This is a genomic window from Mesorhizobium sp. B2-4-13 (assembly GCF_006658535.1).
Classification (GTDB): Bacteria; Pseudomonadota; Alphaproteobacteria; order Rhizobiales; family Rhizobiaceae; genus Mesorhizobium; species Mesorhizobium australicum.
On the sequence record NZ_VFVB01000004.1, the window covers coordinates 175821 to 198735 of the forward strand.

The window sequence follows — 22915 nt, forward strand, 5'->3', positions numbered from 1 at the left end:
TTCCTGCGCTTCCGGTGCTCACGTACTTAAGTACGCTCCGCTCCGGTTCTCGGAAGTCACTGTTTTCGGCTCGGCCTGACCTGAATCTCAACCGATCCAGGAGCAGCGCGCAGGATCGTTAAATTGCTCGGCATTTCCGGTACCGGATCGCAATTTCCTCTCGCTACACCGGTCATGTCTAAGGCTTGAGGGAGCCGGAATTGAAAATCACAACCATCGCCAACCCGACTCCGCCGGCACGTGATGCTTCGGCGGGTTTATCAGCCCCGTCAGCCGAATCCAGACGCATCAGCGACGATGTCGCGCAGGCGCGCCACACCGCCATGTCGGCGCTGACCAATGACCGCTTCCGTGTCATGCTGGAGCAGATTTCTGATCCGAGCGCATCCGGTGCGCTGGCAACAATGCGCGGCGACAACGTGGTCGATTTCAAGTCGGCGCAGTCAAGCTACGCCGACAATAGTGAATAACCGCAAAAAGAATCGCGTCAGGCGCGGCTGCGCCGCCGCTCGCGGCGGGCTTCGCTGGTCTCGGCGGTGTTTGCCGTCGCCACCTTGTTGCGCATCGGGCCAATGCGCTCGACGATTTTTTCGACGGTCGGACGATCCGCCCTGGTGTGGGCGTCGAGCGCCTTGCGCATCGCGGCCAGATGCTGGAACGAGGTGCCGCAGCAGCCACCGATGATCTTGGCTCCGCCATCCACGGCGAGCCGGACATAATCGGCCATCAGTTCCGGCGTACCGGAATAGTGGATCTCGGTGCCACGGAATTCGGGAATGCCGCAATTGCCCTTGACGATGACAGTCGCCTCCGGCTTGGCCTCGGTCATGTCGAGCAGCGAGGCCAGGATGTCGGAAGCGCCGACGCCACAATTGGCGCCAACCCCGAGCGGCGCTTGCGACAGGCCGTCGGCGACGCCGTGGATGTCTTTCGGCAGCAGGCCCATCATGGTGCGGCCGGCGGTGTCGAACGAGCCGGTATAGGTGTAGGGCAGGCCAACGCGGATGGCGGCTTCGGCCGCCGCGCGGATCTCGTCGGGCGCCGACATCGTCTCGATCCAGGCGACTTCGGCGCCACCTTCCTTGAGACCCTCGATCTGCTCGGCAAAGGCGTCGACCGCTTCGTCATAGGTCATGGCGCCAAGCGGCACCAGCAATTCCCCTGTCGGACCGACCGAGCCGGCGACGATCACCTTGCGGCCGGCCTTGTCGGCGACAGCGCGGGCGATCTCGGCTGCGCGCTTGTTCAGCGCGTGCACGCGGTCCTGCGCATGGTGCAGTTTCAGCCGGTGGCGGGTGCCGCCGAACGAGTTGGTCAGGATGATGTCGGCGCCGGCGTCGACGAAATTCTGGTGCAGGCTGGTGATGGTGTCGGGCGCGGTTTCGTTCAGCAGTTCCGGCGCCTCGCCGGCCTCCAGACCCATGGCGAACAAATTGGTGCCCGTGGCGCCATCGGCCAGCAGCACACCCTTTTCAGCCAGCAGCGCATCGATCGGATTGCTCGTCGTCATCGGATTGGCTTTCGTGTCCTGAACATGTCTTAGAATTCGAATAAGGATATAAAGAAGTCTTTATGTCTAGTCAATGAAAATGCGGTGCTGAGCGCTCAGGTAGAGCCTGATGCGAACGACATGCCGGCCAGGTTGCGCGCGAAGGCGGCCGCTTCGTGCGGATTGATGTCGGCGGCGCGGATCAGATTGTCGAAATGTTGGGTCAGGGCCTGGACCGGCTGGGTGGCGTTCAGCACCACATACATGTCGCCGACATAGATCGCCGCGCGATAGGGGCCGAATATGGTCAGCGGGATCGAATAGCGCATGCGGCCATCATAAAGGAACAGGCGGAAGGTCGGGTAGAGGTCGTCGAGCAGCGTCGCCATATGGGCAAGCTGCTGCTGGCGGTCGGCCGCCGGGAAACGGTCCCACACACCGAGGCCGCGGGCGAAGATCTCCAGCGTGTGGCGCGGCATGCAGACTTCCATGTCGGTTTCCGGCCGCCGGTTGTACTCGATGCGGTATTGCGTTTCGCTGGCCTGCGCCAGTCGGCTCCTGTTGGTGATGTTGGCTTCGTAGTCGACGAGCGCGTGGGTGCGCAGGAGATCGGGAATGCCAGCCGGCACATAGCGGATCTTGGTGCCCGCCGCTTCCGCGAACCATTTGGCGAGCAGCGTGCGGTCGAAACCGTCGGGCGCTTCCTCGATCTCCAGGCTCTCGCGGATTTCGCCGGTCACGCCCTCGTCCTGGCTAAGACCAAGCAGCCAGTCTAGCGACACTTTGAATTCGGCGGCGATGTTGAGCAAGGTTTCGGCGCGCGGCAGGCGGGTCGAGGCACCTGACATCAGTTGCGACAGCGCCGACCTGTCGATGCCGACTGCTGACGCGAAAGCCGATTGGTTGAGGTCGGAGCGTGTCAGGAGGAGCTTCAGACGCTCCCGGAAGATTGCCGACAAGTCGCGCTTGTCCATCATCTCACTCCTTGGATCGGGAGGAAAATTTTTCGCCGAAGCGGCCGAAGAAGCGCTTCAGGCGTAAACGAATCCCTAAGACTGTTTACAATGTATAACATATGCAGCCAAGAATGCGCAGACGCAACATTTTGTGCACTTTGTCGCGTTGAGTGGAATCATATCTCCTGACACAATGCTGTCAGGAACCGGTTGGGGTTCCGGCGACTGAGGACAGTGGTCGATAGCATGACTGGCAAGAGCATCCGTCGAAGCAGCAGATCGGCCATCGAATGGCCGACCGTGGTTCTCGCTTTCTTCTGCTACGGCACATGGTTGGCCGCCGGCTTCTTCCTCTGGCCGTCATATCCCATAGCTGCACTGATCGTCATGGCCGTCACGCTGGCTTTGCAATCCTCTATTATGCACGAGGTGCTGCATGGTCACCCGACCCGCAACGGCCTCGTCAATGAAGCTTTCGTCTTCCTGCCGATCGGCCTTGCCTGGCCGTTCCGCCGTTTCAAGACCATTCACCTGCGCCACCACGCGGACGAGCGGCTGACCGATCCGCTCGACGATCCCGAGAGCTATTACCAGGCGCTCTGGATGCACGAAGAAATGCCGCCGCTGATGAAATTCGTGCTGAAGGTCAACAATACCATGGCCGGTCGCCTCGTCCTGGGGCCATGGCTGTCCTGCATCGGCTTCTTCATCGATGACGCCAAGCACGTGATTGCCGGAGACAAGGCGATCCGCAAGGCCTGGCTGCTGCATGCGATAGGCCTTGCCGTGGTGCTGCCGGTCGTGCAGTTCGGCTTCGGCATGCCGGTTTGGCTCTATGTGCTGGTGCCGGTCTGGCTCGGCCAGTCGCTGATCTCGATCCGCACCTATGCCGAGCACCAGTGGTCGGAGCATCCGGAAGGCCGCACGGTGATTGTCGAGCGCTCGCCGCTGTCGTTCCTGTTCCTCAACAACAATCTGCACTTCGTCCATCACAAGAGCCCGACCATCGCCTGGTACCGGCTGCCGAAGCTGTTTCGTGACCGGCGTGAGGAATGGCTGCGGATGAACAATGGCTATGCCTATCCGAACTATTTCGCGCTGCTCAGATCCTATGCCTTCAAGGCCAAGGAGCCGATCGTGCATCCGGTTCTGCGGCGCGCGCCCGAGCCGGGCAGGGCGTTCAAGCCGCGCGTCAGGGCGCGCAGCATCAGTGGGCTTGGCAGCGCGCCGGTTCCCGCCGAACCGCCCAAGGAATAGTATCCGCGTGTAGAGTGGATAACGTGTCGGCCAATTCTGATTGGGCGCCGCGTTTTTGCGATCCTTTGTCCCGGCATGGTGGTTTGATATCGGCATGAGCGAATTGATTGCGGCGTTGCCGATGTATGACTGGCCGGAGGCGCGCGACGAGGTCGACGCGCAATGGGCGTCGTTGCGCGATTCATTCCGGCGAAGGGGTATCGATGCGCCGCAATCCATCGTGCGCCGCAATGGCGACCTGCCGCCGGTGCCGGGCGGCATTCGGGACGGCGAAGGTAAACTCGTCGCGCCCGATCCGGCGACGCTGCCGCCGGACGACCTCGATTTCCACAAGCTCTGGATGCATCCGGCGCTGCTGTTCGCGCAGACCTGCTGGGGGCCGATGGAACTCGGTCTGTCCCGGCATGTGCAGGTGGTCGGTCAGCCAAGCTATGACGCCTATGAAGGCGGGCAGGGCGAACTTTATTCGAGCGCGCTGGTGATGCGGTCGGGCGAGGGGCCGGAGGTTCGGTCGCCCACCGATGGCAAGGCCTTGCTGCCGCTCGATCTCATCCGGGGCAGGCGCTTCACCTTCAACAGCCTCGATTCCATGTCGGGCATCATCGCGCTGACGCGCGACCTGAAAGCGGCCGGCGAAAACCTGGACATATTTTCATCGCACAGCGAAAGCGGCGGCCATCGCGACTCGATCGTGACGGTCGCCGAAGGCAAAGCGGACGTCGCCGCGATCGATTGCGAAAGCTGGGCGCTGGCACGGCGTTTCGAGCCGGCGGCGCGCAAGATCGTGATCGTCGGCTGGACGGCGCGACGCAAAGGCTTGCCCTACATCACCGCCAGGACGACGCCGGAAAAGACCGTGCGCGCGATGCGCGAAGCGCTTGCCGGGCTAGCCGAGCAGCCTCGAATCCAACGGGTAGGTTGAAAGCTTTTCGTTGCCGGTGTCGGTGATCAGGATCTGTTCCTCGATCTTGACACCCTCACGCCCGCCAAGCCGGCCGATATAGCTCTCCACACACAGCACCATGCCCGGTTCCAGCAGGCCGTCGGGTGTATCGGATGTCCAGTCGCTGGCATGCGGCAAGGTCGGATATTCGTCGGCCAGTCCGACGCCGTGGTAGAGCACGCCGTAGCGAGTTGGGAAGCAGTCTCCAGGCGGTACAGCCGAGCGTTCGACCAGATCGCGGAACGAAACGCCGGGCTGCATCAAAGCGGTGTTGTACTCGATCTGGTCGGCGGCGATGCGGAACAGGTCGCGCTGTTCGTTGGTCGGCTTTGTATCGCCACAGAGCCAGGTGCGCGAGAGATCGGCGCAGAAGCCGTAGGGGCCGATCAAATCGGTATCGAAGGCGACGAGATCGCCGGCCTCCATGATCCGCGACGAGCATTCCTGGAACCACGGATTGGTGCGCGGTCCCGACGTCAGCAACCGCGTCTCGATCCATTCGCCGCCGCGCGCGATGTTGCCGCGATGGAGTTGCGCCCACAATTCGTTTTCGGAGATACCGGGCTTGAGCGCCTGTTCCATCTCGCCCATCGCCGCCTCGCAAGCGACGATGGCGCGGCGCATGGCAAGGATTTCATCAGGCGATTTGATCAGCCGCGCGTTTTCCATCACCGCCTCGCCATTGCCGATGGAAATGCCGAGGCGGTGGAGTTCTTCAACGCCTTCCGGGTTGATGTGATCGACGGCGATGCGGTTGTTGCCGCCGCCATGCTCCCTGATCAAATCGGCGATACCGGCGGCCCAACGGCGGACTTTCTGCTCGGTCAGCTCGCCGCCATAAAGATACATCCACGACACGGCCGGCCGAACTTCGTCGACGATGCCGGAATGATCGGACAGGTGCTCGCAGGAAAAGTAGTCGAACAGCACCACCGGACCCTCGGTGGCGACGAAGCAATGCCGCGTCGGATTGTGCGCGACCCAGAGCTGCATGTTGGTCGAGTCGGTCGCATAGCGGATGTTGACGGGATCATAGAGCAAGGCGCCGGCGTAGCCGCGGCGCTTCAGCTCGGCGCGGATGCGCTCGAGCCGGTATTTTCGCATTGTCGGCAGGTCGGGCGCGCTAACACCCGCCGCCGCCCATTCCGCTTCGGCTTGCGCGCCATAGCCCAGCACATGCTGGTTGAGCGAAGCCGCCTTCTCGCGGGAGGCGTCGCGCAGCGCCTCGATCGAGCCTGATACAAACGGCATGATCTTGCGGTGTCGGCCGAAGCTTCCCTTTGGCGCCCCGCTGTCCATCCCGTCCTCAGGTCCGCATCTTCTCGCCGCTTGGGTCGAAGGGTGCCTCGACATTGATGCGGGCCGGACGCCGAGACCCAAGAATCTCGATCTCGAACAGCCCCGCGCTTTCATCCTCGGCAAGGGCGGCCGGCACATAGCCTTGCGCCATCGACTTTTGCACGTAGTGCGCATAGCCGCCCGATGTCACCCAGCCGACCACGCGCCAGTCGCCGTCGACGATGCCGCGCACGGCCGACGCACCTTCGGCGGCCTTCGAGCCACGTATTTCCTTGCCTGACGTGTCGAAGCGCGGCGCGCCGTAGCCATGCGGCTTTTCAACCGTGCCGTAATCCTTGTCGACCTTGGCCCAGATCGGCTCGTCGCCCATCACGTCGGCATCGGCGGCATCGACGATGAAGGAGACGCGGCGCAGTTTCGGCCCTTGCGCCTGTTCCTTGGCGGCGGCTTCACGGCCGATGAAGTCGTTCTTCTCGAGCTTGATGAAGCGGTCCATGGAGCCTTCGAACGGCCCGTAGATCGGCCTCAACTCGCGGAACCAGGTCGGGAAATTCTTTTCCAGGCGCATCGACAGCAAGGCGCGCATGCCGAAATCGACGATTCCGAATTCCTCGCCGGCGTCCTTGATCGCCTTGTAGACTAGGCGCTCATAGGCTGGCGCCATCCAGATCTCGTAGCCGAGGTCACCGGTATAGGTGATGCGGTTGACCATACAGGGCGCGCCGCCGACCGCCATCTCGCGGAAATCCATGAAGCGGAAAGCCTTGGTCGAGATGTCGATATCGACCAGCTTCTGCAGGAGGTCGCGCGATTTCGGGCCGGCGATCGACAGGCCGACGAGTGTCTGGTCGAAACGGTGGATGCGCACCGAACCATCCTTGGGCAGGTGCTTTTCGAACCAGCGCATGTGGTATTTCTGCGCTGCCGAAGAGCCCCAGATCATGAAGCGGTCTTCACCGGCCTTGGCGATGGTGAAGTCGCCGATCAGCTTGCCGAACTCATTGATCATCGGTGTCAGCACGATGCGGCCGGTCTTCGGCATGCGGTTGGTCATCAGCCGGTTGAGGAACTCTTCCGCGCCCGGCCCCGACACTTCGTATTTGGCGAAGTTGGCGATCTCGGTGACGCCGATGCGCTCGCGCGTGGCGCGCACTTCCTCACCGATCGGTCCAAAGTCGTTGGAGCGGTGGAAGGAGACGACGTCTTTCGGCTCGCTGCCCTTAGGCGCGAACCAGAGCGGGGTTTCGAGACCCCAAGAGTCGCCCATCACGGCATTGTTGGCGAGCATGGTGTCGTAGAGCGGCGTCGTCTGCGCCGGGCGGGCAGCCGGCAGTTCCTCGTTGGGGAAGCGGATCGAGAAGCGGCGCGAATAGTTTTCGCGCACCTTGGCGTTGGTGTAGCGCAGCCCAGCCCATTCGCCGAAGCGGGCGACATCCATGCCCCAGACGTCGAAGCCCGGATCGCCATGCACCATCCAGTTGGACAACGCCAGGCCGACGCCGCCGCCTTGGCTGAAGCCGGCCATGACGGCGCAGGCGCACCAGAAATTGGTCAGGCCCTGCACCGGGCCGACCAGCGGATTGCCGTCGAGCGCGAAGGTGAAGGGGCCGTTGATGATCTGCTTGATGCCGGCCTTTTCGATGCCGGGGAAATGCTTGAAGCCGATTTCCAGCGACGGCGCGATGCGGTCGAGATCGGGCGGCAGCAGTTCATGGCCGAAGTCCCACGGCGTGTTGACCGGCGACCACGGCTTGCAGGCCTTTTCATAGGTGCCGAGCAGGATGCCGTTGCGCTCCTGGCGGGTGTAGATCTCGCCCTTGAAGTCGAGCACACCGATCATTTCGCGGCCGGTCGACTTGTTGAACTCCTCGACCTCCGGCATCGGCTCGGTCAAGAGATACATGTGCTCCATGGCCAGCACCGGCAGCTCGACGCCGACCATGCGGCCAATCTCGCGCGCCCACAGGCCGCCGCAGTTGACGACATGTTCGGCGTGAACCGTGCCTTGTTCGGTGACGACGTTCCAGGTGCCGTCCGGCTGCTGTGTCAGGTCGACGACGCGGTTGCGCAGCACGATTTCGGCGCCGAGTTTTTTGGCCGCCTTGGAATAGGCAATGGTGGTCCCGGAGGGGTCGAGATGGCCTTCGACCGGATCCCACATGGCGCCGACGAAATTGGTCTCGTCCATCAGCGGGAACATCGCCTTGGCCTCGGACGGCGTGATCAGTTCGGTGTCCATGCCGAGATAGCGGCCTTTGGCGTGGGCAAGGCGCAGGAAGTCCATGCGCTCGGGCGTATCGGCCAACATCACGCCGCCGGTCAGGTGCAGCGAGCAGGACTGGCCCGAAATCTCCTCGATCTCCTTGTAAAGCTGGACCGTATAGGCCTGCAGCTTGGCGACGTTCGGATCGCCGTTCAGCGTGTGGAAGCCGCCGGCCGCATGCCAGGACGAGCCGGAGGTGAGCTCCGAGCGCTCGATCAGCATGATGTCGGTCCAGCCGGCCTTGGCCAGGTGGTAGAGCACCGAGCAGCCGACGACACCGCCGCCAATGACAACCGCTTTTGCATGGGATTTCATGAGGATAGTTCCGTTTTTGAAGAGATTGAATCGGAGGAATGGGACACGAAGACAAAGCGGAGGTCGGATACAGCGATGTTTTCGATCAGCTTGCCGTCAAGCGCGGCAAGGATGGTTTCACAGACGGAAGTGCGATGTTTCACGACGTCATGGCTCCAAAGGCGCAGGATCGAATAGCCCTGAGCGCGCATGAAGTCGTCGCGGCGGCGGTCATAGGGACTGTCCGCATGCTGGTGTCCGTCGACTTCGACAACAAGCCATTTTTCGCGGCAGGCGAAGTCAGCGTAGTAGGGTTCGATAGAGAACTGTCGCGTGAACTTGTAGCCGCCAAGCTTGCGGGCTTTTAGTTCGAGCCAAAGCAGTGCTTCCGCTTGATTGTCGCCTTGCCTGAGTTTTCTGGCTCTCTGGGTTGTGCCTGTTTTTCGGCGACTGCGCGTTTGAGGAGCGCCTTCCCCCACTCCGTCGCTGCTTCGCAGCGCCACCTCTCCCCCCTCCGGAGGGAGAGGAAGGGAGCCAACTGGGCTAGGCTCGCGCTTTTCCTCTCCCCCGTCGATCGGGGGAGAGGTGTCGAGCGAAGCTCGACGGAGTGGGGGTCGACTATTCATCGAATCCATACGAATGATCGGCTCATCAAAACGAACACTGCCGCTCAAAAATCGGTCGGCGCGCCGCCTTCGGCTGTGCGCTTCGCAACAAAGGCGTTGAGCTCCTCGCGGATGGCGGGATCCATGTAGGGCTCGTCATAGGAGGCCAGCCGCTCCTTCCACACCTTGTTGGCCTTTTCCATTGCCGTTGGCGAGCCGGCTTCCGCCCAGGTCTCGAAATTGCGCCAGTCCGAAAGGATGGGCGAATAAAACGCGGTCTTGTAGCGGTCCTGCGTGTGCTGGGTGCCGAAGAAGTGGCCGCCGGGGCCGACCGACTGGATGGCGTCGAAGCCGAGCGCTTCATCGGAAAGGTCAAGCGGGGTCAGGAATTCGGCCACCATCTGCAACAGGTCGATATCCAGAATGGTCTTCTCGTAGGAGCAGCGCAGGCCGCCTTCCAGCCAGCCGGCCGCATGCATCATCAGGTTGCCGCCGCCCTGGACGGCGCCCCACAGAGAGAACACGCTTTCATAGGCTGCCTGCGCATCGACGGTGTTGGCGGCGCAGGTGTTGGAGGTGCGGTAGGGGATGTTGTAGCGGCGGGCGAGCTGGCCGCCGACGAGCTGTGCCTTCATGTATTCGGGCGTGCCGAAGGCCGGTGAGCCGGATTTCATGTCGACATTGGAGGTGAAGCCGCCATAGCCGACCGGCGCCCCCTTCCTGACCATCTGGGCGAAGGCAATGCCGGACAGCGCCTCGGCATTCTGCTGCACCAGCGCGCCGGCGATGGTGACGGGCGCCATGGCGCCCGAGAGGGTGAAGGGCGTGACGATAACGACCTGGCCCTTGCTCGACATCTGGATGATGCCTTCCATCATCGGCACGTCGAGCTTGAGCGGCGAATTGGTATTGATGATGGTGAAGACGGACGGTTCCGCGAGCAATTGCTCATGGCTGATGCCGCGCGCGATGCGGGTGATCTCGATGCCGTCGACATTGCGCTCCTTCCCGAGCGAATAGATGTGGAACACCTTATCGGTCAGCGTGGCGAGGTCGCGGATGCATTCGAGATGGCGCACCGACGGGTGGATGTCGGTCGGCTCGACTGGATAGCCGCCCGTGCAATTCAGGATGTTGTGCATCTGCGCCAGCCGCAGGAAATTGCGATAATCCTGCTGGTTGCCGGGCCGGCGGCCACGATCGATGTCGGAGCAATTGGGCGCCGAGGCCATCATCGAGATGATCAGATTGTCACCGCCAAAGCGCACATTGTGCTCGGGGTTGCGGGCATGGATGGTGAATTCGGACGGGCAGTTCGACACCAGCTCCAGGATCATGTCGCTGTCGAAGCGCACGCGCTCCGAGCCCTCGCGTACGTCGGCGCCATGAGCCTTCATGATGCTGCGGGCTTCGTCGTGCAGGACGTCTACGCCAATCTCGCGCAACACCCGCAAGGAGGCGAGGTGGATCGATTCCAGCTCGTCCTCGGACACCAGCTTGGTCGGCGTCAGCGGATTTTTCAGTTGGCGGAAAGCCGGCTGCTCGAACGCGGCCGAGCCACCGGCGCGCTTGCCGGCGCGACCGCCGCGGCGGGCACGGTCGGGCGCCAATGCCGGTTCTGAGGGTTGTAGGGCGGCGGTCATGATGGTCCTCGTAGGATGCGATAACGGGCGGCATAATGGACCGGCGCCCCTCCGGCCATTGCGGAGGCGGCGACCACTAGAGCGAGGGAAGCGACATGCCGGAACGGCAGCCAGGTGGGCGCGACATCCGCCCTGGCCACGCCGGCGCGCCGGCAGGCGTCTGAGTGAGGCCGTCGGATGGTGCAGATTTAAAGAGGCGTTACAGTACCGTCTTTTACTTCTGACATACTTGCGCGTTGAACTGTTTTTGGAGGGACGCCATGCCTGACGTCGTCAAAGTGCGTGCCGCGACAAACAACGAAGTCGCGTTCCTTTCCTGGGATCTTGACGGGATGATCCCAGGCTGCCTCGGTTTCGAGATCGTGCGCCTCTATCCCGATACAGGCGAGGAGCGTTGCCTTGCGTCCTGGGTGCCCTTCAAGGGTCAGCGCAATCCCCGATGGATTCCTCAGGATACCGGTGTCTGGCCGGTGCAGAAGACATTCTGGCGCGATCTGACTGTCAGGCGCCGCCGCGACAGCATAGACGTCAGGCCGGACGGCGAAATGATCGCCTACCGCGTGCGTCCCGTTGGCGACATGAAGGCGGGCCTCGATCCCGTGCCGGTGCGCCCCGATCAGGTCGTCGACGGCAAACCCGCCTATACCGGACCGGCGCGGCCCCTTGGCTATCTTGGGCAGGGCGCGGTCAGTCCGCCAATCTTCCTGGGCCAAATGTTCGGCAAGGCACGCGTTGCCTTCACCAACGGCGTGCTTTCGACGCAATGGATGTCGCATGCGCTGGCGGAAGCCGGCATCAAGGTCGGCCAGCGCGACAAGATCAGGGCGGTGCTGCAAGACCCGACCAGCAAGATCCGCGCCTATCTGCATGGCGACGTGCCTGACGTGCTGACCAGCCTGTTGAAACGGGCCAAGGCCGAAGGCGGTACGGTCAGGCTTGCGCTCTATGAGCTCGGCGACGACGAATTGTGCGACGCCATCATCGCGGCCAGGGATGTAGTCGAAGTCATCCTCTCCAATTCGGGCAGGGATGACCAGACCAAGGCCTGGGATGCCGGCAACGCACCCTACAGGAAGCGTTTGCACGATGCGGGCGTCGTGGTGACGGACCGCCTGTTCAACAACAACCATATCGGCCACAACAAGTTCGCCGTCTACCGCGACATCCAGGGCAACCCGCAAGCGGTCATGACCGGCAGTACCAACTGGACGTCGACCGGCATATGCGGCCAGTCCAACAACGCTTTTGTCCGCGACGATCCGGCGATGGCGGAGGTGTTCGACGGCTATTGGGAACGCATGAAAGCCGATGGGTTTCCGCCACCGGCTTCGGAAAGTGCTGCCGGCCACGTCGCGCAGACGCAGGGCGTGCCGTTCCGCAAGGAGAACCACATGCGAAACCCGCTCAACGGCGCCTCGGCGGTGTTGGACGGCATGACGGTGTGGTTTTCGCCCAACGACCCGAACCGCAACAAGAAGGACATTTCGGTACGTCCGGTCGACCTCCAAGACGTCTTTGGCCGCATCAAAGCGGCGAAGCGCGCCGTTCTGTTCCTGGTGTTCAACCCTTCGCTGCTCGGCGAAAATTCGATCGTAGACCAGGCGGTTGCGGCGGCGAAAGCCGATCCGAACCTCATCGTGCAGGGCGCGATCAGCGACGAGACGGCCATGCCCAACTATGTCGCTTCGACTAGGGATCCGGTCACCCACAAGTCGAACAAGGACGGCAAGTCGCCCTTTGTCTATCCGGAGAAGGTCTGGGAGGCCCCGAATGTCTCCATCGTACGGGCGGCGAACCTGACCGGGGCCACGATCGCGACGGATTTCCAGGCCGAAGTGCTCACCGTCGGCCACGCGATCGTGCACGACAAGATCGTTATCATCGATCCGATGGAGGACAACGCCACCGTCATCACCGGCAGCCACAACCTCGGTTACAAGGCGTCCTACGAAAACGACGAGAATTTGGTCATCGTGGAAGGCGACAAGACCTTTGCCGCGGCCTATGCCGTGCACATGCTCGACGTCTTCGACCACTATAAGTTCCGGGCCTGGCGCAGGACGATCGGCAAGGGGCCTTCCGACGCGGACGGGATTGCCATCAACGACAAGTGGCTGAAGCCCTATGCGGACGGCAAGAAAGGTGCAATCGCCCGCTACTTCCCATAGCCGTCGCGTCCTGCATCGCAGGTTCGTTCATTCGAGGCCGATTGGCGTCGGTCGGCCGGTCGATTTCCGTGGTGCAAGCGGATCTCCGGTTCGGCTCTTCCTTTCCTCTGGTCGAACCAGTAGCTAGTCGTGCTTGCTGGCCGGTGGCCGCACTGACATGGATGACGGCATGGTCGCGACCGGCTCGAGCGAAGGCGAAGCGGGAACGCAATGGGCGGCGCTCGCGGGCGTCACCGCCGCATTAGCCATGTTCGGAGCGGCGCAAGGGTTGAGCTCGCCGCTGTTCACGCTCCTGATGCAGAAGCAAGGCATGTCGCCCGCCCTGATCGGCTTGTCGGCGGCGATGATGCCGGTTGGCCTGATTCTTTCGGCCTCTTTCGTGCCGGCTGCCGTGCGGCTGGTCGGGGCGCGAAACCTGGCGGTTGGCTGCTCGCTGATTGGGGCGATGTGCTTCCTGGCCATCTTCTGTCTGCAAGACTGGGTTGCCTGGTACGTCATCCGATTCATCATCGGCATCGTCATCAACCCGCTCTATGTGCTGGGCGAAGTCTGGGCGCTGTCGCTGGCGCCGCCGTCGCGGCGCGGGCGAGTGATGGGCGTGTTCAACACACTGATGGGCGCCGGCTATGCCGCCGGCCCCTTTACGCTCACTCTGGTCGGTATCGAGGGCTGGGCACCTTTCAGTGTCGGCATTGGCGGGTTTGTGCTTTGCGCCGTCATTTTGCGCCTTGTCTCCTCGAAGCTCGCCGGTTTCGAAGATGACGGCCAGCCTGCCGGCAGCTTTGTCGGTTTTGCCCGGTTGGCGCCGGCGCTGCTGCTGGCGGTGCTGGTCTCGGCCGCCGTCCAGCAAAGCACCTATGCCCTGGTTCCCGTGTTTGGGGCCGGCTATGGCTTGCCGGAGGCGGTGCTCGCCGCGCTGGTGATGTCGCTGTCGCTGGGCAACATCCTTCTGCAGATCCCGCTCGGCCTGCTCGCCGAACGCTTCGGTGGCCGACCGATGATCCTGGCCTGCGCGGTGGCGACGACCGTTTGCGCTGTTCTGCTCCCGCTGCTGATTACCACACCGCTGATCTGGGGCGTGCTTCTGGTGATGGGCGCGGTGGGCTACGGTGTCTATACGATGGCGCTGGTCGAACTCGGCAGCCGCTTCAGGGGTTCGCTGCTGGTCACCGGCAATGCGGCGTTCGCCTTGCTATGGGGTGTCGGCGGTATCGTTGGTCCGCCGGGCGCGGGCCTGCTGATGCAGGCGATCGGGCCGGTGGGTTTGCCAACCGTGATCATTGGCCTCGACGCTTTGCTGGTCGCGTTCGCGCTTTATAGATCGGCCAACCGCGGAGGGTCCTGACAGGGTCTGGCTGGAGCCGGGCATCCGTCCGGGCCGCGGGGCTTACCGCCGCCGGGCCGAACCGCTAAGTCTGCAACCGCGACAGCGTTATGGATCATGGACCTGGTGGATACGAGAAGCGACGAGACGATGCAATGGGCAGCGATCACCGGTGTGATCGCGACCGTGTCCGTTTTCGCCATCGCGCAGGGCCTGTCCTATCCGCTGCTGAGCTTCATCCTGCAGCGCCAGGGTGTCTCGCCCGCGATGATCGGCCTGTCGGCGGCGATGACGCCGATCGGGTTCATCGTCTCGTCGCCAATTATTCCAGCGCTGGCGAGGCGGTTCGGAGCAGGGCGCACGGCTCTGACTTGCGCGGCGCTTTCGGCTGTCGTGCTGGCGCTGATCGGCTGGACGCAGAACGTCTATCTCTGGTTTCCGCTGCGCTTGCTGATCGGCGTCGTGACCAACCCGCTCTATGTGCTCAGCGAAATCTGGGTAATCGCGCTGGCGCCGCCGGCCCGGCGCGGCCGCATCATGGGCCTCTATTCGACGATCATTTCCGCCGGCTTCGCGACCGGTCCGCTTTGTCTGCTCGCCGTTGGCACAGAAGGCTGGCCGCCGTTCCTTGTCGGCATTGGCGCCTTCGTGCTCTGCGGCATCTGCCTGGCGTCGGTTCTGCCACGGCTGCCCAGAGTAGACGAGGCCGGGCATCAGGTTTCGGTGATGGGTTTCATGCCGCTCGCCTGGCTGCTTCTGTCGGCGGTGGTCGTAGCCGCGGGCTTCGAGCAGGCGGTGCTGGCGCTGCTGCCCGTCTACGGCACGCATTATGGCATCGCGGAGGCTCGCATGTCGGCGCTGCTATCGGTCATGATCGCCGGCAACATCGCCATGCAGGTTCCGCTTGGCCTGCTGGCCGAGCGGCTGACGGCCCGTTTCGTGCGCTTCATCTGCGTCCTGCTGACGCTGTTTGGCTGCGTGCTTTTGCCGATGCTGATCGAAACGCCGCTGATCTGGCCTTGCGTCTTCGTCTGGGGAGCTGTGTCCTACGGCATCTACACGATGTCCATCATCGAACTTGGCGAGCGCTTCACCGGTTCGGCGCTGGTTGCCGGCAATGCGGCATTCTCCCTGATGTGGGGTGTCGGCGGCATTGTCGTCCCGCCGCTAGCGGGCGGCATAATGGATGTGACCGGTGCGAGCGGCCTGCCGCTGACGCTCGGCGCGATCTGCGCCGCGCTTGCGTTGGCGACGATTATCCGTCGGCGGGTGCGGTGAAGCAACGCCGCAAGGGCCGCGAAAGGCCGTATCGCACCTTGAATGTCAGCGCCGCCAACGCAATGTAGGCGAAGCCGTTCAAAATCCCGGAGACCTGCATGACCGCTTCGACAACCAGAGCCCAGCCCTTTCAGAAGACCGGCGATCCGTTCCTCTGGCTGGAGGACAGGACAAGCAAGGAATCGCTCGACTGGGTGCATCGCCAGAACGAGGTCACGGTGGCGGAATTGCAGGGCGATCCATCCTATCAGGCGTCGTTCCAGACGGCGCTCGACCTGATGACGGCCGAGGACAATATCGCGGTTGGCGCGGCGATCGCCGGTCATGTCTACAATTTCTGGCAGGACAAGACCAATGCGCTCGGCCTGTGGCGCCGCACGACAGTCGCTTCCTACAAGACCGACAAGCCCGACTGGGAGACAATCATCGACTTCGACCAGCTGGCTGCGAGGGAGGGGATAAAATGGGTGTTCGGCGGCGCCGTCAGGCTCTACCCCGATTTCAACCGCTGCCTGGTCTCGATGTCGCCCGATGGCGGTGACGCCAGCGCGATGCGCGAGTTCGACATCGCGGCCAAGTCCTTCGTGGAAGGCGGTTTTCAGGCGCCGGCGTCGAAATCGGGCTTCGGCTGGCTGGACGAGGATACGGTCATCGTCTCGGCCGCTTTCGAAGAGGCCGACAAGACAGAGTCCGGATATCCGCGTGTGGTCAAGCTCTGGAAGCGGGGCACCAGGCTGGAAGAGGCGACCCCGATCTTCGCGGGAGAGATCGAGGATCTTGCCGTTGGCGCCGGTGTCGAGTTCGACGGCGAGAAGCGTCACCTGTTTCTAGCGAGGACACTCAACTTCTTCGCATCACACAGTTTCCTGCGCCTGCCTTCGGGCGAGAACCGCCGCATCCCGCTGCCCGACGACGTCACTGACACCTCGCTCTTTAGGGATCAACTGGTGTTCGGAGTGCGCACGCCATGGACAGCACCGGACGGCACCGCATGCCAGCCGGACGGGCTTTACTCCTTCGACTTCGCGCATTGGATCGAAACCGGCGGTTTTGGCGCCATCGAAACCTTGTTGGCGCCGGCGCACCGGGTTTCCATTGCCGGGCTCGCCAGAACGCAGGACCGCCTGTTCATCAGCTTGATGGACAATGTGCGCGGCAAGGTTCTCGTCTGCGAGCGCGAGCGCGGTGCCTGGTCGCTGAAACCCCTCGTGCTGCCTGAAAACGGCACTGTCGGTATCAGCCATGCCGAGCATTTCGGCTCCACCGTCTCCTTTTCCTTCACCGATTTCCTGACGCCAAGCTCGATCATCTGGTCCGATGACAATGGCGAGACGCTGGCGACCGTGAAATCGCAGCCGGCCCGCTTCGATCCCTCGCCACTGATCTCGGAACAGTTCGAGGCGCGCTCGAAGGACGGCACGATGATCCCATATTTCGTCGTCAGGCGGCGCGACCAGAACGGTCCGGTGCCGACGCTACTCTACGGCTATGGAGGTTTCGAAGTGCCGCTGTTGCCCGGCTATGCCGGCGTGCGCGGCAGGCTGTGGCTGGAGAAAGGCAATGCCTATGTGCAGGCCTGCATTCGCGGCGGCGGCGAGTTCGGACCGGCCTGGCACCAGGCGGCGCTGAAAGGCAAGCGCCAGAACGGCTTCGACGACTTCTCGGCGGTGGCCGAAGATGTCGTCAGGCGCGGTATTGCCACGGCTCAATCGCTCGGCATCCAAGGCGGCTCCAATGGCGGCCTGCTGACCGGCGCTTCCCTGACGCAGCATCCCGAGCTTTTCGGCGCCGTCATCATCGAGGTGCCGCTGCTCGACATGCTGCGCTACACCGAATTGCCGCCGGGCGCTTCGTGGATGGCCGAATATGGCGACCCGTCAAAGCCGGAAGACGCCAAGTGGCTTTCCGCCTATTCGCCCTATCAACATGTCAAGGCTGATGCCGCCTATCCGCCGGTGCTCTTGACGACCTCGACCGCCGACGACCGGGTCCATCCCGGCCATGCGCGCAAGATGGCGGCCCGCCTGCAGGAGGCAGGACACGGCAGGACGCTGTTCTTCGAGGAGACCGAGGGCGGACATGGCGGGCGCGGCGACCGCCGGCCGCAGGCGGCGCAGACGGCGATGAAGTATGTCTTCCTGCAGCGGGCACTGGGCGGAAAAGCCTGACCTCATTCCATGGCACCCCTGAGCAAAGGGTGGTTCACCTCGACCGCCCTTTGCTCTAAGGTACCTTCATGGCTCTCGCTAGACTATCAGCTCGCGCATTCCGGGTCGCGGTGACACCGTCGTCACGCACGCTGCGCGCCGAGCTTTTGCGGCTGTGCGCCCGCATCGGCTATTCGCCGCCTGCCGTCCTCTGACGAATTCGCCCCGGCACCGCCGGAATGATTTCAGAGGAAAGACCAGATCAATGACCTATCAGAATTATTCGCTGAAGCAGCTTCAGCAGATCGACGCCGCGCATCACCTGCATCCCTTCACCGATCATAAGGAGCTGCGTGAGGCAGGCGCCCGCGTCATCACCCGCGCCAATGGCCCGTTCATCTACGATTCCGAAGGGACGGAACTGCTGGACGGTATGGCCGGCCTGTGGTGCGTCAATATCGGCTACGGCCGCGACGAGCTGGCCGAGGCCGCCTATGCACAGATGAAGGAACTGCCTTACTACAATTCCTTCTTCAAATGCTCCACGCCGACGCCGGTGCTGTTGTCGAAGAAGCTGGCCGAGATCGCACCACGCAACGTGAACCAGGTGTTTTACGGCTCGTCCGGTTCGGAGGCCAACGACACCGCCTTGCGCCTAGTGCGCCATTACTGGGTGCTTGAGGGCAAGCCGGAGAAGAACCGCGTCATCTCGCGCAAGATGGCCTATCACGGCTCGACCATTGCCGGCACTTCGCTCGGTGGCATGGATGCCATGCACAAGCAGCTCAACGGTGCGGTGCCCAACATCGTCCATGTGATGATGCCCTATGCCTACGAGCTGGCTCTGCCGGCCGAAAGCGACCACGATTTCGGCCTGCGCGCGGCAAAGTCCGTCGAGGACGCCATCCTCGAGGCCGGCGTCGACAAGGTCGCGGCCTTCATCGGCGAGCCGGTGATGGGCGCGGGCGGCGTCAAGATACCGCCGGCGAGCTACTGGCCCGAAGTGCAGCGCATCTGCCGCAAATACGATGTGCTTTTGATGCTGGACGAGGTCATTACCGGCTATGGCCGCACAGGTGAGTGGTTCGCGGCGCAGACCTTCGGCATCGAAGCGGACACCATCACCACGGCCAAGGCGCTGACCTCGGGCTATCAGCCTCTTTCGGCGCTGCTGGTTGGCGACCGCATTGCCTCGACGCTGGTCGAGAAGGGCGGCGAGTTCAACCATGGCTACACCTATTCGGGGCATCCAGTGGCTTGCGCCGTGGCCTTGAAGAACCTGGAGATCATCGAGAGGGAAGGGCTGGTCGACCGTGTCAGGAACGACACCGGACCTTATTTCGCTAGCGCGTTGCAGGAGCGTATTGCCGGGCATGATCTGGTCGGCGAGGTGCGCTCGATCGGCCTGATGGGCGCGATCGAGATCGTCAAGGACAAGGCGACGAAGGAGCGCTTCCTGCCGTCGGGGAGTGCCGCGGTGACGGTGCGCGACCACGCGATCGCCAACGGCATGATGCTGCGCGCCACCGGCGACACGATGATCCTGTCGCCGCCGCTGATCTGGACCCGCGATACGATCGACATGGCTTGCGAGCGCATCGGCAAGGCGCTCGACCTGGCACAGGCGGACCTGCGCAAGCGATAGGAGCAAACCTCGATTGGGCGTTTTTGCGAAGAAACGCCCAATCCCGGAAATATGCGCTATGAGCGGGAACGAATTTCGCCTTCGGCGCGTAATGTAAGGGGCGGCCGATCCGGCCGCGACAGGGGATTGCCCACATGAGAAAGACCGGCAAAAGCCGACGCGTGCAAGAGGCGGCCAGCCTTGGCGCGGACCTGATGCTGGCGCCGCTGGTGGTGATGATGCGGCTGCCGCTGATGGCCATGGAGGCGCGAAGCGGCGAGCCCTGGAGCGCGGAGACGGCAATGGCTGTCAGCGAGAAGACCGTCGCCATGGCCGAGGGCGCGCTTGCGGCGCAAATGTCTTTCCTGCAATCGGCGTCACGTTTCTGGCCGGAGGTTCTCTCGGGTCGAACGCCGTCGCTGTTCAACGGCGTCGCGGCCGAACGGTCGATCAGCGCAGCGCTGAAGCCGGCCGGCCGCGCGGTGAGGGCAAATTTTCGCCGCCTTTCCACAAAGGGTTGAGGCGGAAGCCCCGGAACTTTTTTGCGCATCGTCGAAGTCTTGCGCTAGAACCAATCGGCATACACGCCGATGGGGAACAACATGGCCGGACAACCGCTCAACCAACCGGCTGAAATTCCAGCCGAACTCGATCGCTGGAACTGGGGCGCCTTCTTCCTCAACTGGATTTGGGGCATCGGCAACAGCACCTTCATCGCGCTGCTGGCGCTGATCCCGGTCGTCAACCTCATCATGATCTTCGTGCTTGGCGCGCGCGGCAGCCGCTGGGCTTGGCAAAACCGGGCTTGGCGCGACGCCGAGCAGTTCCGCAAGACGCAGCGCAATTGGGCGATTGCCGGCCTTGCCGTATGGGTGGTCAGTATCGGCGGTTGTGCGACGATGGTCGGCAGCATCCCTTTCGTGCTCAAAGGCAGCGACGCCTACCGCATGACCATGGACGCCGTCCGCGCCGATGGTCGGGTCAAGGCCGCCATCGGCGACGATTTGGCCGACAATTTCTGGGTCGGCGGTCATCTCAACGTCAATGCGAATGGCGCGGGCGACGCCCAGTTCAGCATTCCCGTCCACGGCGCCAAGGGCAAGGGCACCGTATATTCCCATCTGGTTCGCAATGCCGGCACATGGAGTACGCGCCTGCTCGTGGTCCGCGTCGACGGCGTCGATGCACCGATCGTGCTGACCAATGAAGACCATGTGCCGATCCCGGGTGCGGCGATCGGCATATAGACGGATCGTCGGTAATAAAGGGGTCGGAACGCAAAAACCGCGCCCCATCGGGAACGCGGCTTTGCCAGATACGCATGGCGTTTCGCTACGAAGACACTTGCGAAACTTACGGGCTCCGGTACGCGAGACCTGATCCGGAGCGCCGGGCGGATGCGATATGTCCGCCTCGCAATCTGTTTTATAGGGACATCGTTACCGCGGAGTTATCGAGAGCTTAAGCAAATCTAAATTTGCGGCCCTTGGTCCGAAGAACCCGAAAAAAACTAAACCAAATCCGCTGCTTACGCCGAGTTGCCGCGCAGAAAATTTATTATGCCGGAGAAATCGGCGCCGCCATGGCCCTGGGCGTTGAAAAGGGCATAGAGCTGCGCCGCTTCTGCGCCAAGCGGTGTCACCGCGCCCGCGCCAAGCGCTGCTTCCTGCGACAATTTCAGGTCTTTCAGCATAAGAGCCGCCGCAAATCCGGGCTTGTAATCCCTGTTGGCGGGCGAAGTGGGAACCGGGCCAGGCACGGGGCAATAGGTGGTCAGCGACCAGCACTGGCCCGACGAGGTCGAGGCGACGTCGAACAGCGCCTGATGCGACAGGCCGAGTTTTTCCGCCAGCACGAACGCCTCGGCGACGCCGATCATCGAAATGCCGAGGATCATGTTGTTGCAGATCTTCGCCGCCTGTCCGGCGCCGTCACCGCCGCAATGGACGATGCGGCCGGCCATCGGCTTCAGGATCGGCTCGGCGGCCGAGAAGGCATCGTCGGCTCCCCCAGCCATGAAGGTCAATGTACCGGCCGTGGCACCACCGGTGCCGCCCGAAACCGGCGCGTCGATCGACAGCAGGCCGTGCTTTGCTGCGATCGCATGCGCCTTGCGCGCCGATTCGACGTCGATCGTCGAGGAATCGATGAACAGCGCGCCGTTCCTGGCCTTGGGAGCAATGTCCCCATAGACCGACAGCACGTGCTTGCCGGCCGGCAGCATGGTGATGACCACGTCGGCATCCTTCACCGCCGCGAGCGCATTGGCCATAACGACGACGCCATGTTCGCGCGCGACCGCGAGGTTTTCCGGCATCAGGTCGAAACCGTGCACGGCATGCCCAGCCTTGACCAGGTTTGCGGCCATCGGATTGCCCATATTGCCGAGGCCGATGAAGGCGATCGTCGTCATAGTCTCTCTCCCGGAGTTTGCTGGCGTCAGCGGCCGATCAGGGCGCGCGCGATGATGACGCGCATGATTTCGTTGGTGCCTTCGAGGATCTGGTGCACCCTGAGATCGCGCACCAGCTTCTCGATGCCGTAATCATGCAGGTAGCCGTAGCCGCCGAGCAGTTGCAGCGCGTCGTTGGCGACGTTGAAGCCGGTGTCGGTGACGAAGCGCTTGGCCATTGCCGACCATTTGCCGGCGTCCGCCGCCTTGCGGTCGAGTTTGGAGGCCGCCGCATAGAGGAAGATGCGCGCCGCCTGCAACTCTGTCTCCATGTCGGCCAGCCTGAACTGCAGCGCCTGGAACTGGTTGATCTTCGAGCCGAATGCCTTGCGCTCGGCGGTATAGGACAGCGCCTTGTCGAGCGCCGACTGGGCGCCGCCCAGCGAACAGGCGGCGATGTTCAGCCGGCCGCCGTCGAGCCCGGCCATGGCGATGCCGAAGCCGGCGCCTTCGCCCGACAAGAGGTTCTCCGCCGGCACCTTGCAATCCTCGAAGATGACCTGGCGGGTCGATTGCATGTGCCAGCCCATCTTGTGCTCATTGGCGCCGAAGGAGAGGCCGGGCGCATCCTTGGGCACGACGATGGTGGAGATGCCTTTCGGGCCGTCGGCGCCGGTGCGCACCATGACGGCATAGACATCGCTGTCGCCGGCGCCGGAGATGAACTGCTTGGCGCCGTTGAGGATGTAATCGCCGCCGCTTTTCGCCGCGCGCGTCTTCAGCGCCGCCGCATCCGAACCCGAGCCAGGCTCGGTCAGGCAATAGCTCGCCAGCCATTCCATGGAGGTGAGCTTCGGCAGGAAGCGCTGGCGCTGCTCATCATTGCCGAACCGGTCGATCATCGAGGCCACCATGTTGTGGATCGAGATGAAGGAGGAAAAGGCCGGGTCGGCGTGCGACAGCGCCTCGAAGATCAGTACGGCGTCGAGCCGGCCGAGCGCGGAACCGCCGACATCGTCCCTGACATAGATGCCGCCGAGGCCGAGCGGCCCCGTCTCGCGAATCACATCGGCGGGGAAATGTCGCCTGCGGTCCCAGTCGAGCGCATTGGGCGCCACGCGATCGGCGGCGAAGGCCCGCGCCATCTCCTGGATGGCACGCTGTTCCTCATTGAGTTCGAACTGGCTGGTGCTCGCATCGACCGCGGCGTCCATGGCGTGCTCCCTGTAGGCT

18 protein-coding genes are annotated in these 22915 nt (G+C 63.1%); 10 read left to right on the forward strand and 8 right to left on the reverse strand.

Annotated features, from left to right (window positions below; genetic code table 11):
* Positions 1-200: 200 nt before the first annotated feature.
* Positions 201-470, forward strand: coding sequence for a hypothetical protein (locus tag FJ936_RS30505; protein WP_181171379.1), 270 nt, complete (start codon positions 201-203; stop codon positions 468-470).
* Between the two features lie 17 nt (positions 471-487).
* Here FJ936_RS30505 and bmt read toward each other — a convergent pair whose 3' ends face one another.
* Together bmt and FJ936_RS12785 are read right to left on the reverse strand one after the other, a co-directional pair.
* Entirely contained in the window at positions 488-1510 is a 1023-nt protein-coding gene (gene bmt / locus FJ936_RS12780) for a betaine--homocysteine S-methyltransferase (RefSeq protein WP_015317437.1), read from the reverse strand.
* A gap of 95 nt (positions 1511-1605) precedes the next feature.
* The gene (locus FJ936_RS12785) at positions 1606-2463 is read right to left on the reverse strand and encodes a helix-turn-helix transcriptional regulator (RefSeq protein WP_140714851.1); all 858 of its coding nucleotides are present in this window, start codon (positions 2461-2463) and stop codon (positions 1606-1608) included.
* A 228-nt stretch (positions 2464-2691) separates the two neighbouring features.
* Here FJ936_RS12785 and FJ936_RS12790 point away from each other — a divergent pair, with 228 nt between their 5' ends.
* Both FJ936_RS12790 and FJ936_RS12795 read left to right on the forward strand, forming a co-directional pair.
* Positions 2692-3702 (forward strand): fatty acid desaturase, encoded by a 1011-nt coding sequence (locus tag FJ936_RS12790; protein WP_181166283.1) that lies wholly within the window; start codon positions 2692-2694, stop codon positions 3700-3702.
* Positions 3703-3796: 94 nt separating this feature from the next.
* On the forward strand, positions 3797-4624 hold the full coding sequence (locus FJ936_RS12795; RefSeq protein ID WP_140791764.1) for a PhnD/SsuA/transferrin family substrate-binding protein: 828 nt from the start codon (positions 3797-3799) through the stop codon (positions 4622-4624).
* On the opposite strand, the gene FJ936_RS12800 is transcribed toward FJ936_RS12795, so the two are convergent.
* The 4 genes from FJ936_RS12800 to FJ936_RS12815 all read right to left on the reverse strand — a co-directional run bounded on the left by FJ936_RS12800 (position 4589) and on the right by FJ936_RS12815 (position 10749).
* Positions 4589-5944, reverse strand: a complete 1356-nt coding sequence (locus tag FJ936_RS12800) for a Xaa-Pro peptidase family protein (protein ID WP_140791766.1) — start codon at positions 5942-5944, stop codon at positions 4589-4591. The genes FJ936_RS12795 and FJ936_RS12800 overlap by 36 nt on opposite strands.
* Before the next feature lie 7 nt (positions 5945-5951).
* A complete protein-coding gene (locus FJ936_RS12805) occupies positions 5952-8522 on the reverse strand; it encodes an FAD-dependent oxidoreductase (RefSeq protein ID WP_140791768.1) in 2571 nt (856 codons plus the stop codon).
* On the reverse strand, positions 8519-9004 hold the full coding sequence (locus tag FJ936_RS12810; protein ID WP_015317443.1) for a DUF559 domain-containing protein: 486 nt from the start codon (positions 9002-9004) through the stop codon (positions 8519-8521). The genes FJ936_RS12805 and FJ936_RS12810 overlap by 4 nt, the downstream gene beginning before the upstream one ends.
* A gap of 167 nt (positions 9005-9171) precedes the next feature.
* On the reverse strand, positions 9172-10749 hold the full coding sequence (locus FJ936_RS12815) for a trimethylamine methyltransferase family protein (protein WP_015317444.1): 1578 nt from the start codon (positions 10747-10749) through the stop codon (positions 9172-9174).
* 260 nt (positions 10750-11009) lie between these two features.
* Between FJ936_RS12815 and FJ936_RS12820 the strand changes: the two genes are divergently transcribed.
* The 7 genes from FJ936_RS12820 (at position 11010) to FJ936_RS12855 (ending at position 20537) form a co-directional block, all read left to right on the forward strand.
* Positions 11010-12917, forward strand: a complete 1908-nt coding sequence (locus FJ936_RS12820) for a phospholipase D-like domain-containing protein (protein ID WP_140791770.1) — start codon at positions 11010-11012, stop codon at positions 12915-12917.
* 169 nt (positions 12918-13086) lie between these two features.
* Positions 13087-14262 (forward strand): MFS transporter, encoded by a 1176-nt coding sequence (locus FJ936_RS12825; protein ID WP_015317446.1) that lies wholly within the window; start codon positions 13087-13089, stop codon positions 14260-14262.
* Between the two features lie 96 nt (positions 14263-14358).
* The gene (locus FJ936_RS12830; RefSeq protein ID WP_015317447.1) at positions 14359-15519 is read left to right on the forward strand and encodes an MFS transporter; all 1161 of its coding nucleotides are present in this window, start codon (positions 14359-14361) and stop codon (positions 15517-15519) included.
* A 98-nt stretch (positions 15520-15617) separates the two neighbouring features.
* On the forward strand, positions 15618-17687 hold the full coding sequence (locus FJ936_RS12835) for a prolyl oligopeptidase family protein (protein WP_140791772.1): 2070 nt from the start codon (positions 15618-15620) through the stop codon (positions 17685-17687).
* A 244-nt stretch (positions 17688-17931) separates the two neighbouring features.
* Positions 17932-19311, forward strand: a complete 1380-nt coding sequence (locus FJ936_RS12845) for an aspartate aminotransferase family protein (protein ID WP_140791774.1) — start codon at positions 17932-17934, stop codon at positions 19309-19311.
* 134 nt (positions 19312-19445) lie between these two features.
* Positions 19446-19811, forward strand: a complete 366-nt coding sequence (locus tag FJ936_RS12850) for a hypothetical protein (protein WP_015317450.1) — start codon at positions 19446-19448, stop codon at positions 19809-19811.
* 81 nt (positions 19812-19892) lie between these two features.
* Positions 19893-20537, forward strand: a complete 645-nt coding sequence (locus FJ936_RS12855) for a cytochrome c oxidase assembly factor Coa1 family protein (protein WP_140791776.1) — start codon at positions 19893-19895, stop codon at positions 20535-20537.
* A gap of 281 nt (positions 20538-20818) precedes the next feature.
* On the opposite strand, the gene mmsB is transcribed toward FJ936_RS12855, so the two are convergent.
* Together mmsB and FJ936_RS12865 are read right to left on the reverse strand one after the other, a co-directional pair.
* The gene (gene mmsB, locus FJ936_RS12860) at positions 20819-21703 is read right to left on the reverse strand and encodes a 3-hydroxyisobutyrate dehydrogenase (RefSeq protein WP_140791778.1); all 885 of its coding nucleotides are present in this window, start codon (positions 21701-21703) and stop codon (positions 20819-20821) included.
* Between the two features lie 26 nt (positions 21704-21729).
* Positions 21730-22896 (reverse strand): isobutyryl-CoA dehydrogenase, encoded by a 1167-nt coding sequence (locus FJ936_RS12865; RefSeq protein WP_141906635.1) that lies wholly within the window; start codon positions 22894-22896, stop codon positions 21730-21732.
* Positions 22897-22915: the final 19 nt, after the last annotated feature.

Bases quoted from the DNA above. Each gene is read 5' to 3' on its own strand.
- bmt (WP_015317437.1), bottom strand. From the start codon at position 1,510: ATGACGACGAGCAATCCGATCGATGCGCTGCTGGCTGAAAAGGGTGTG.
- FJ936_RS12785 (WP_140714851.1), bottom strand. From the start codon at position 2,463: ATGGACAAGCGCGACTTGTCGGCAATCTTCCGGGAGCGTCTGAAGCTC.
- FJ936_RS12790 (WP_181166283.1), top strand. From the start codon at position 2,692: ATGACTGGCAAGAGCATCCGTCGAAGCAGCAGATCGGCCATCGAATGG.
- FJ936_RS12795 (WP_140791764.1), top strand. From the start codon at position 3,797: ATGAGCGAATTGATTGCGGCGTTGCCGATGTATGACTGGCCGGAGGCG.
- FJ936_RS12800 (WP_140791766.1), bottom strand. From the start codon at position 5,944: ATGGACAGCGGGGCGCCAAAGGGAAGCTTCGGCCGACACCGCAAGATC.
- FJ936_RS12805 (WP_140791768.1), bottom strand. From the start codon at position 8,522: ATGAAATCCCATGCAAAAGCGGTTGTCATTGGCGGCGGTGTCGTCGGC.
- FJ936_RS12815 (WP_015317444.1), bottom strand. From the start codon at position 10,749: ATGACCGCCGCCCTACAACCCTCAGAACCGGCATTGGCGCCCGACCGT.
- FJ936_RS12820 (WP_140791770.1), top strand. From the start codon at position 11,010: ATGCCTGACGTCGTCAAAGTGCGTGCCGCGACAAACAACGAAGTCGCG.
- FJ936_RS12825 (WP_015317446.1), top strand. From the start codon at position 13,087: ATGGTCGCGACCGGCTCGAGCGAAGGCGAAGCGGGAACGCAATGGGCG.
- FJ936_RS12830 (WP_015317447.1), top strand. From the start codon at position 14,359: ATGGACCTGGTGGATACGAGAAGCGACGAGACGATGCAATGGGCAGCG.
- FJ936_RS12835 (WP_140791772.1), top strand. From the start codon at position 15,618: ATGACCGCTTCGACAACCAGAGCCCAGCCCTTTCAGAAGACCGGCGAT.
- FJ936_RS12845 (WP_140791774.1), top strand. From the start codon at position 17,932: ATGACCTATCAGAATTATTCGCTGAAGCAGCTTCAGCAGATCGACGCC.
- FJ936_RS12850 (WP_015317450.1), top strand. From the start codon at position 19,446: ATGAGAAAGACCGGCAAAAGCCGACGCGTGCAAGAGGCGGCCAGCCTT.
- FJ936_RS12855 (WP_140791776.1), top strand. From the start codon at position 19,893: ATGGCCGGACAACCGCTCAACCAACCGGCTGAAATTCCAGCCGAACTC.
- mmsB (WP_140791778.1), bottom strand. From the start codon at position 21,703: ATGACGACGATCGCCTTCATCGGCCTCGGCAATATGGGCAATCCGATG.
- FJ936_RS12865 (WP_141906635.1), bottom strand. From the start codon at position 22,896: ATGGACGCCGCGGTCGATGCGAGCACCAGCCAGTTCGAACTCAATGAG.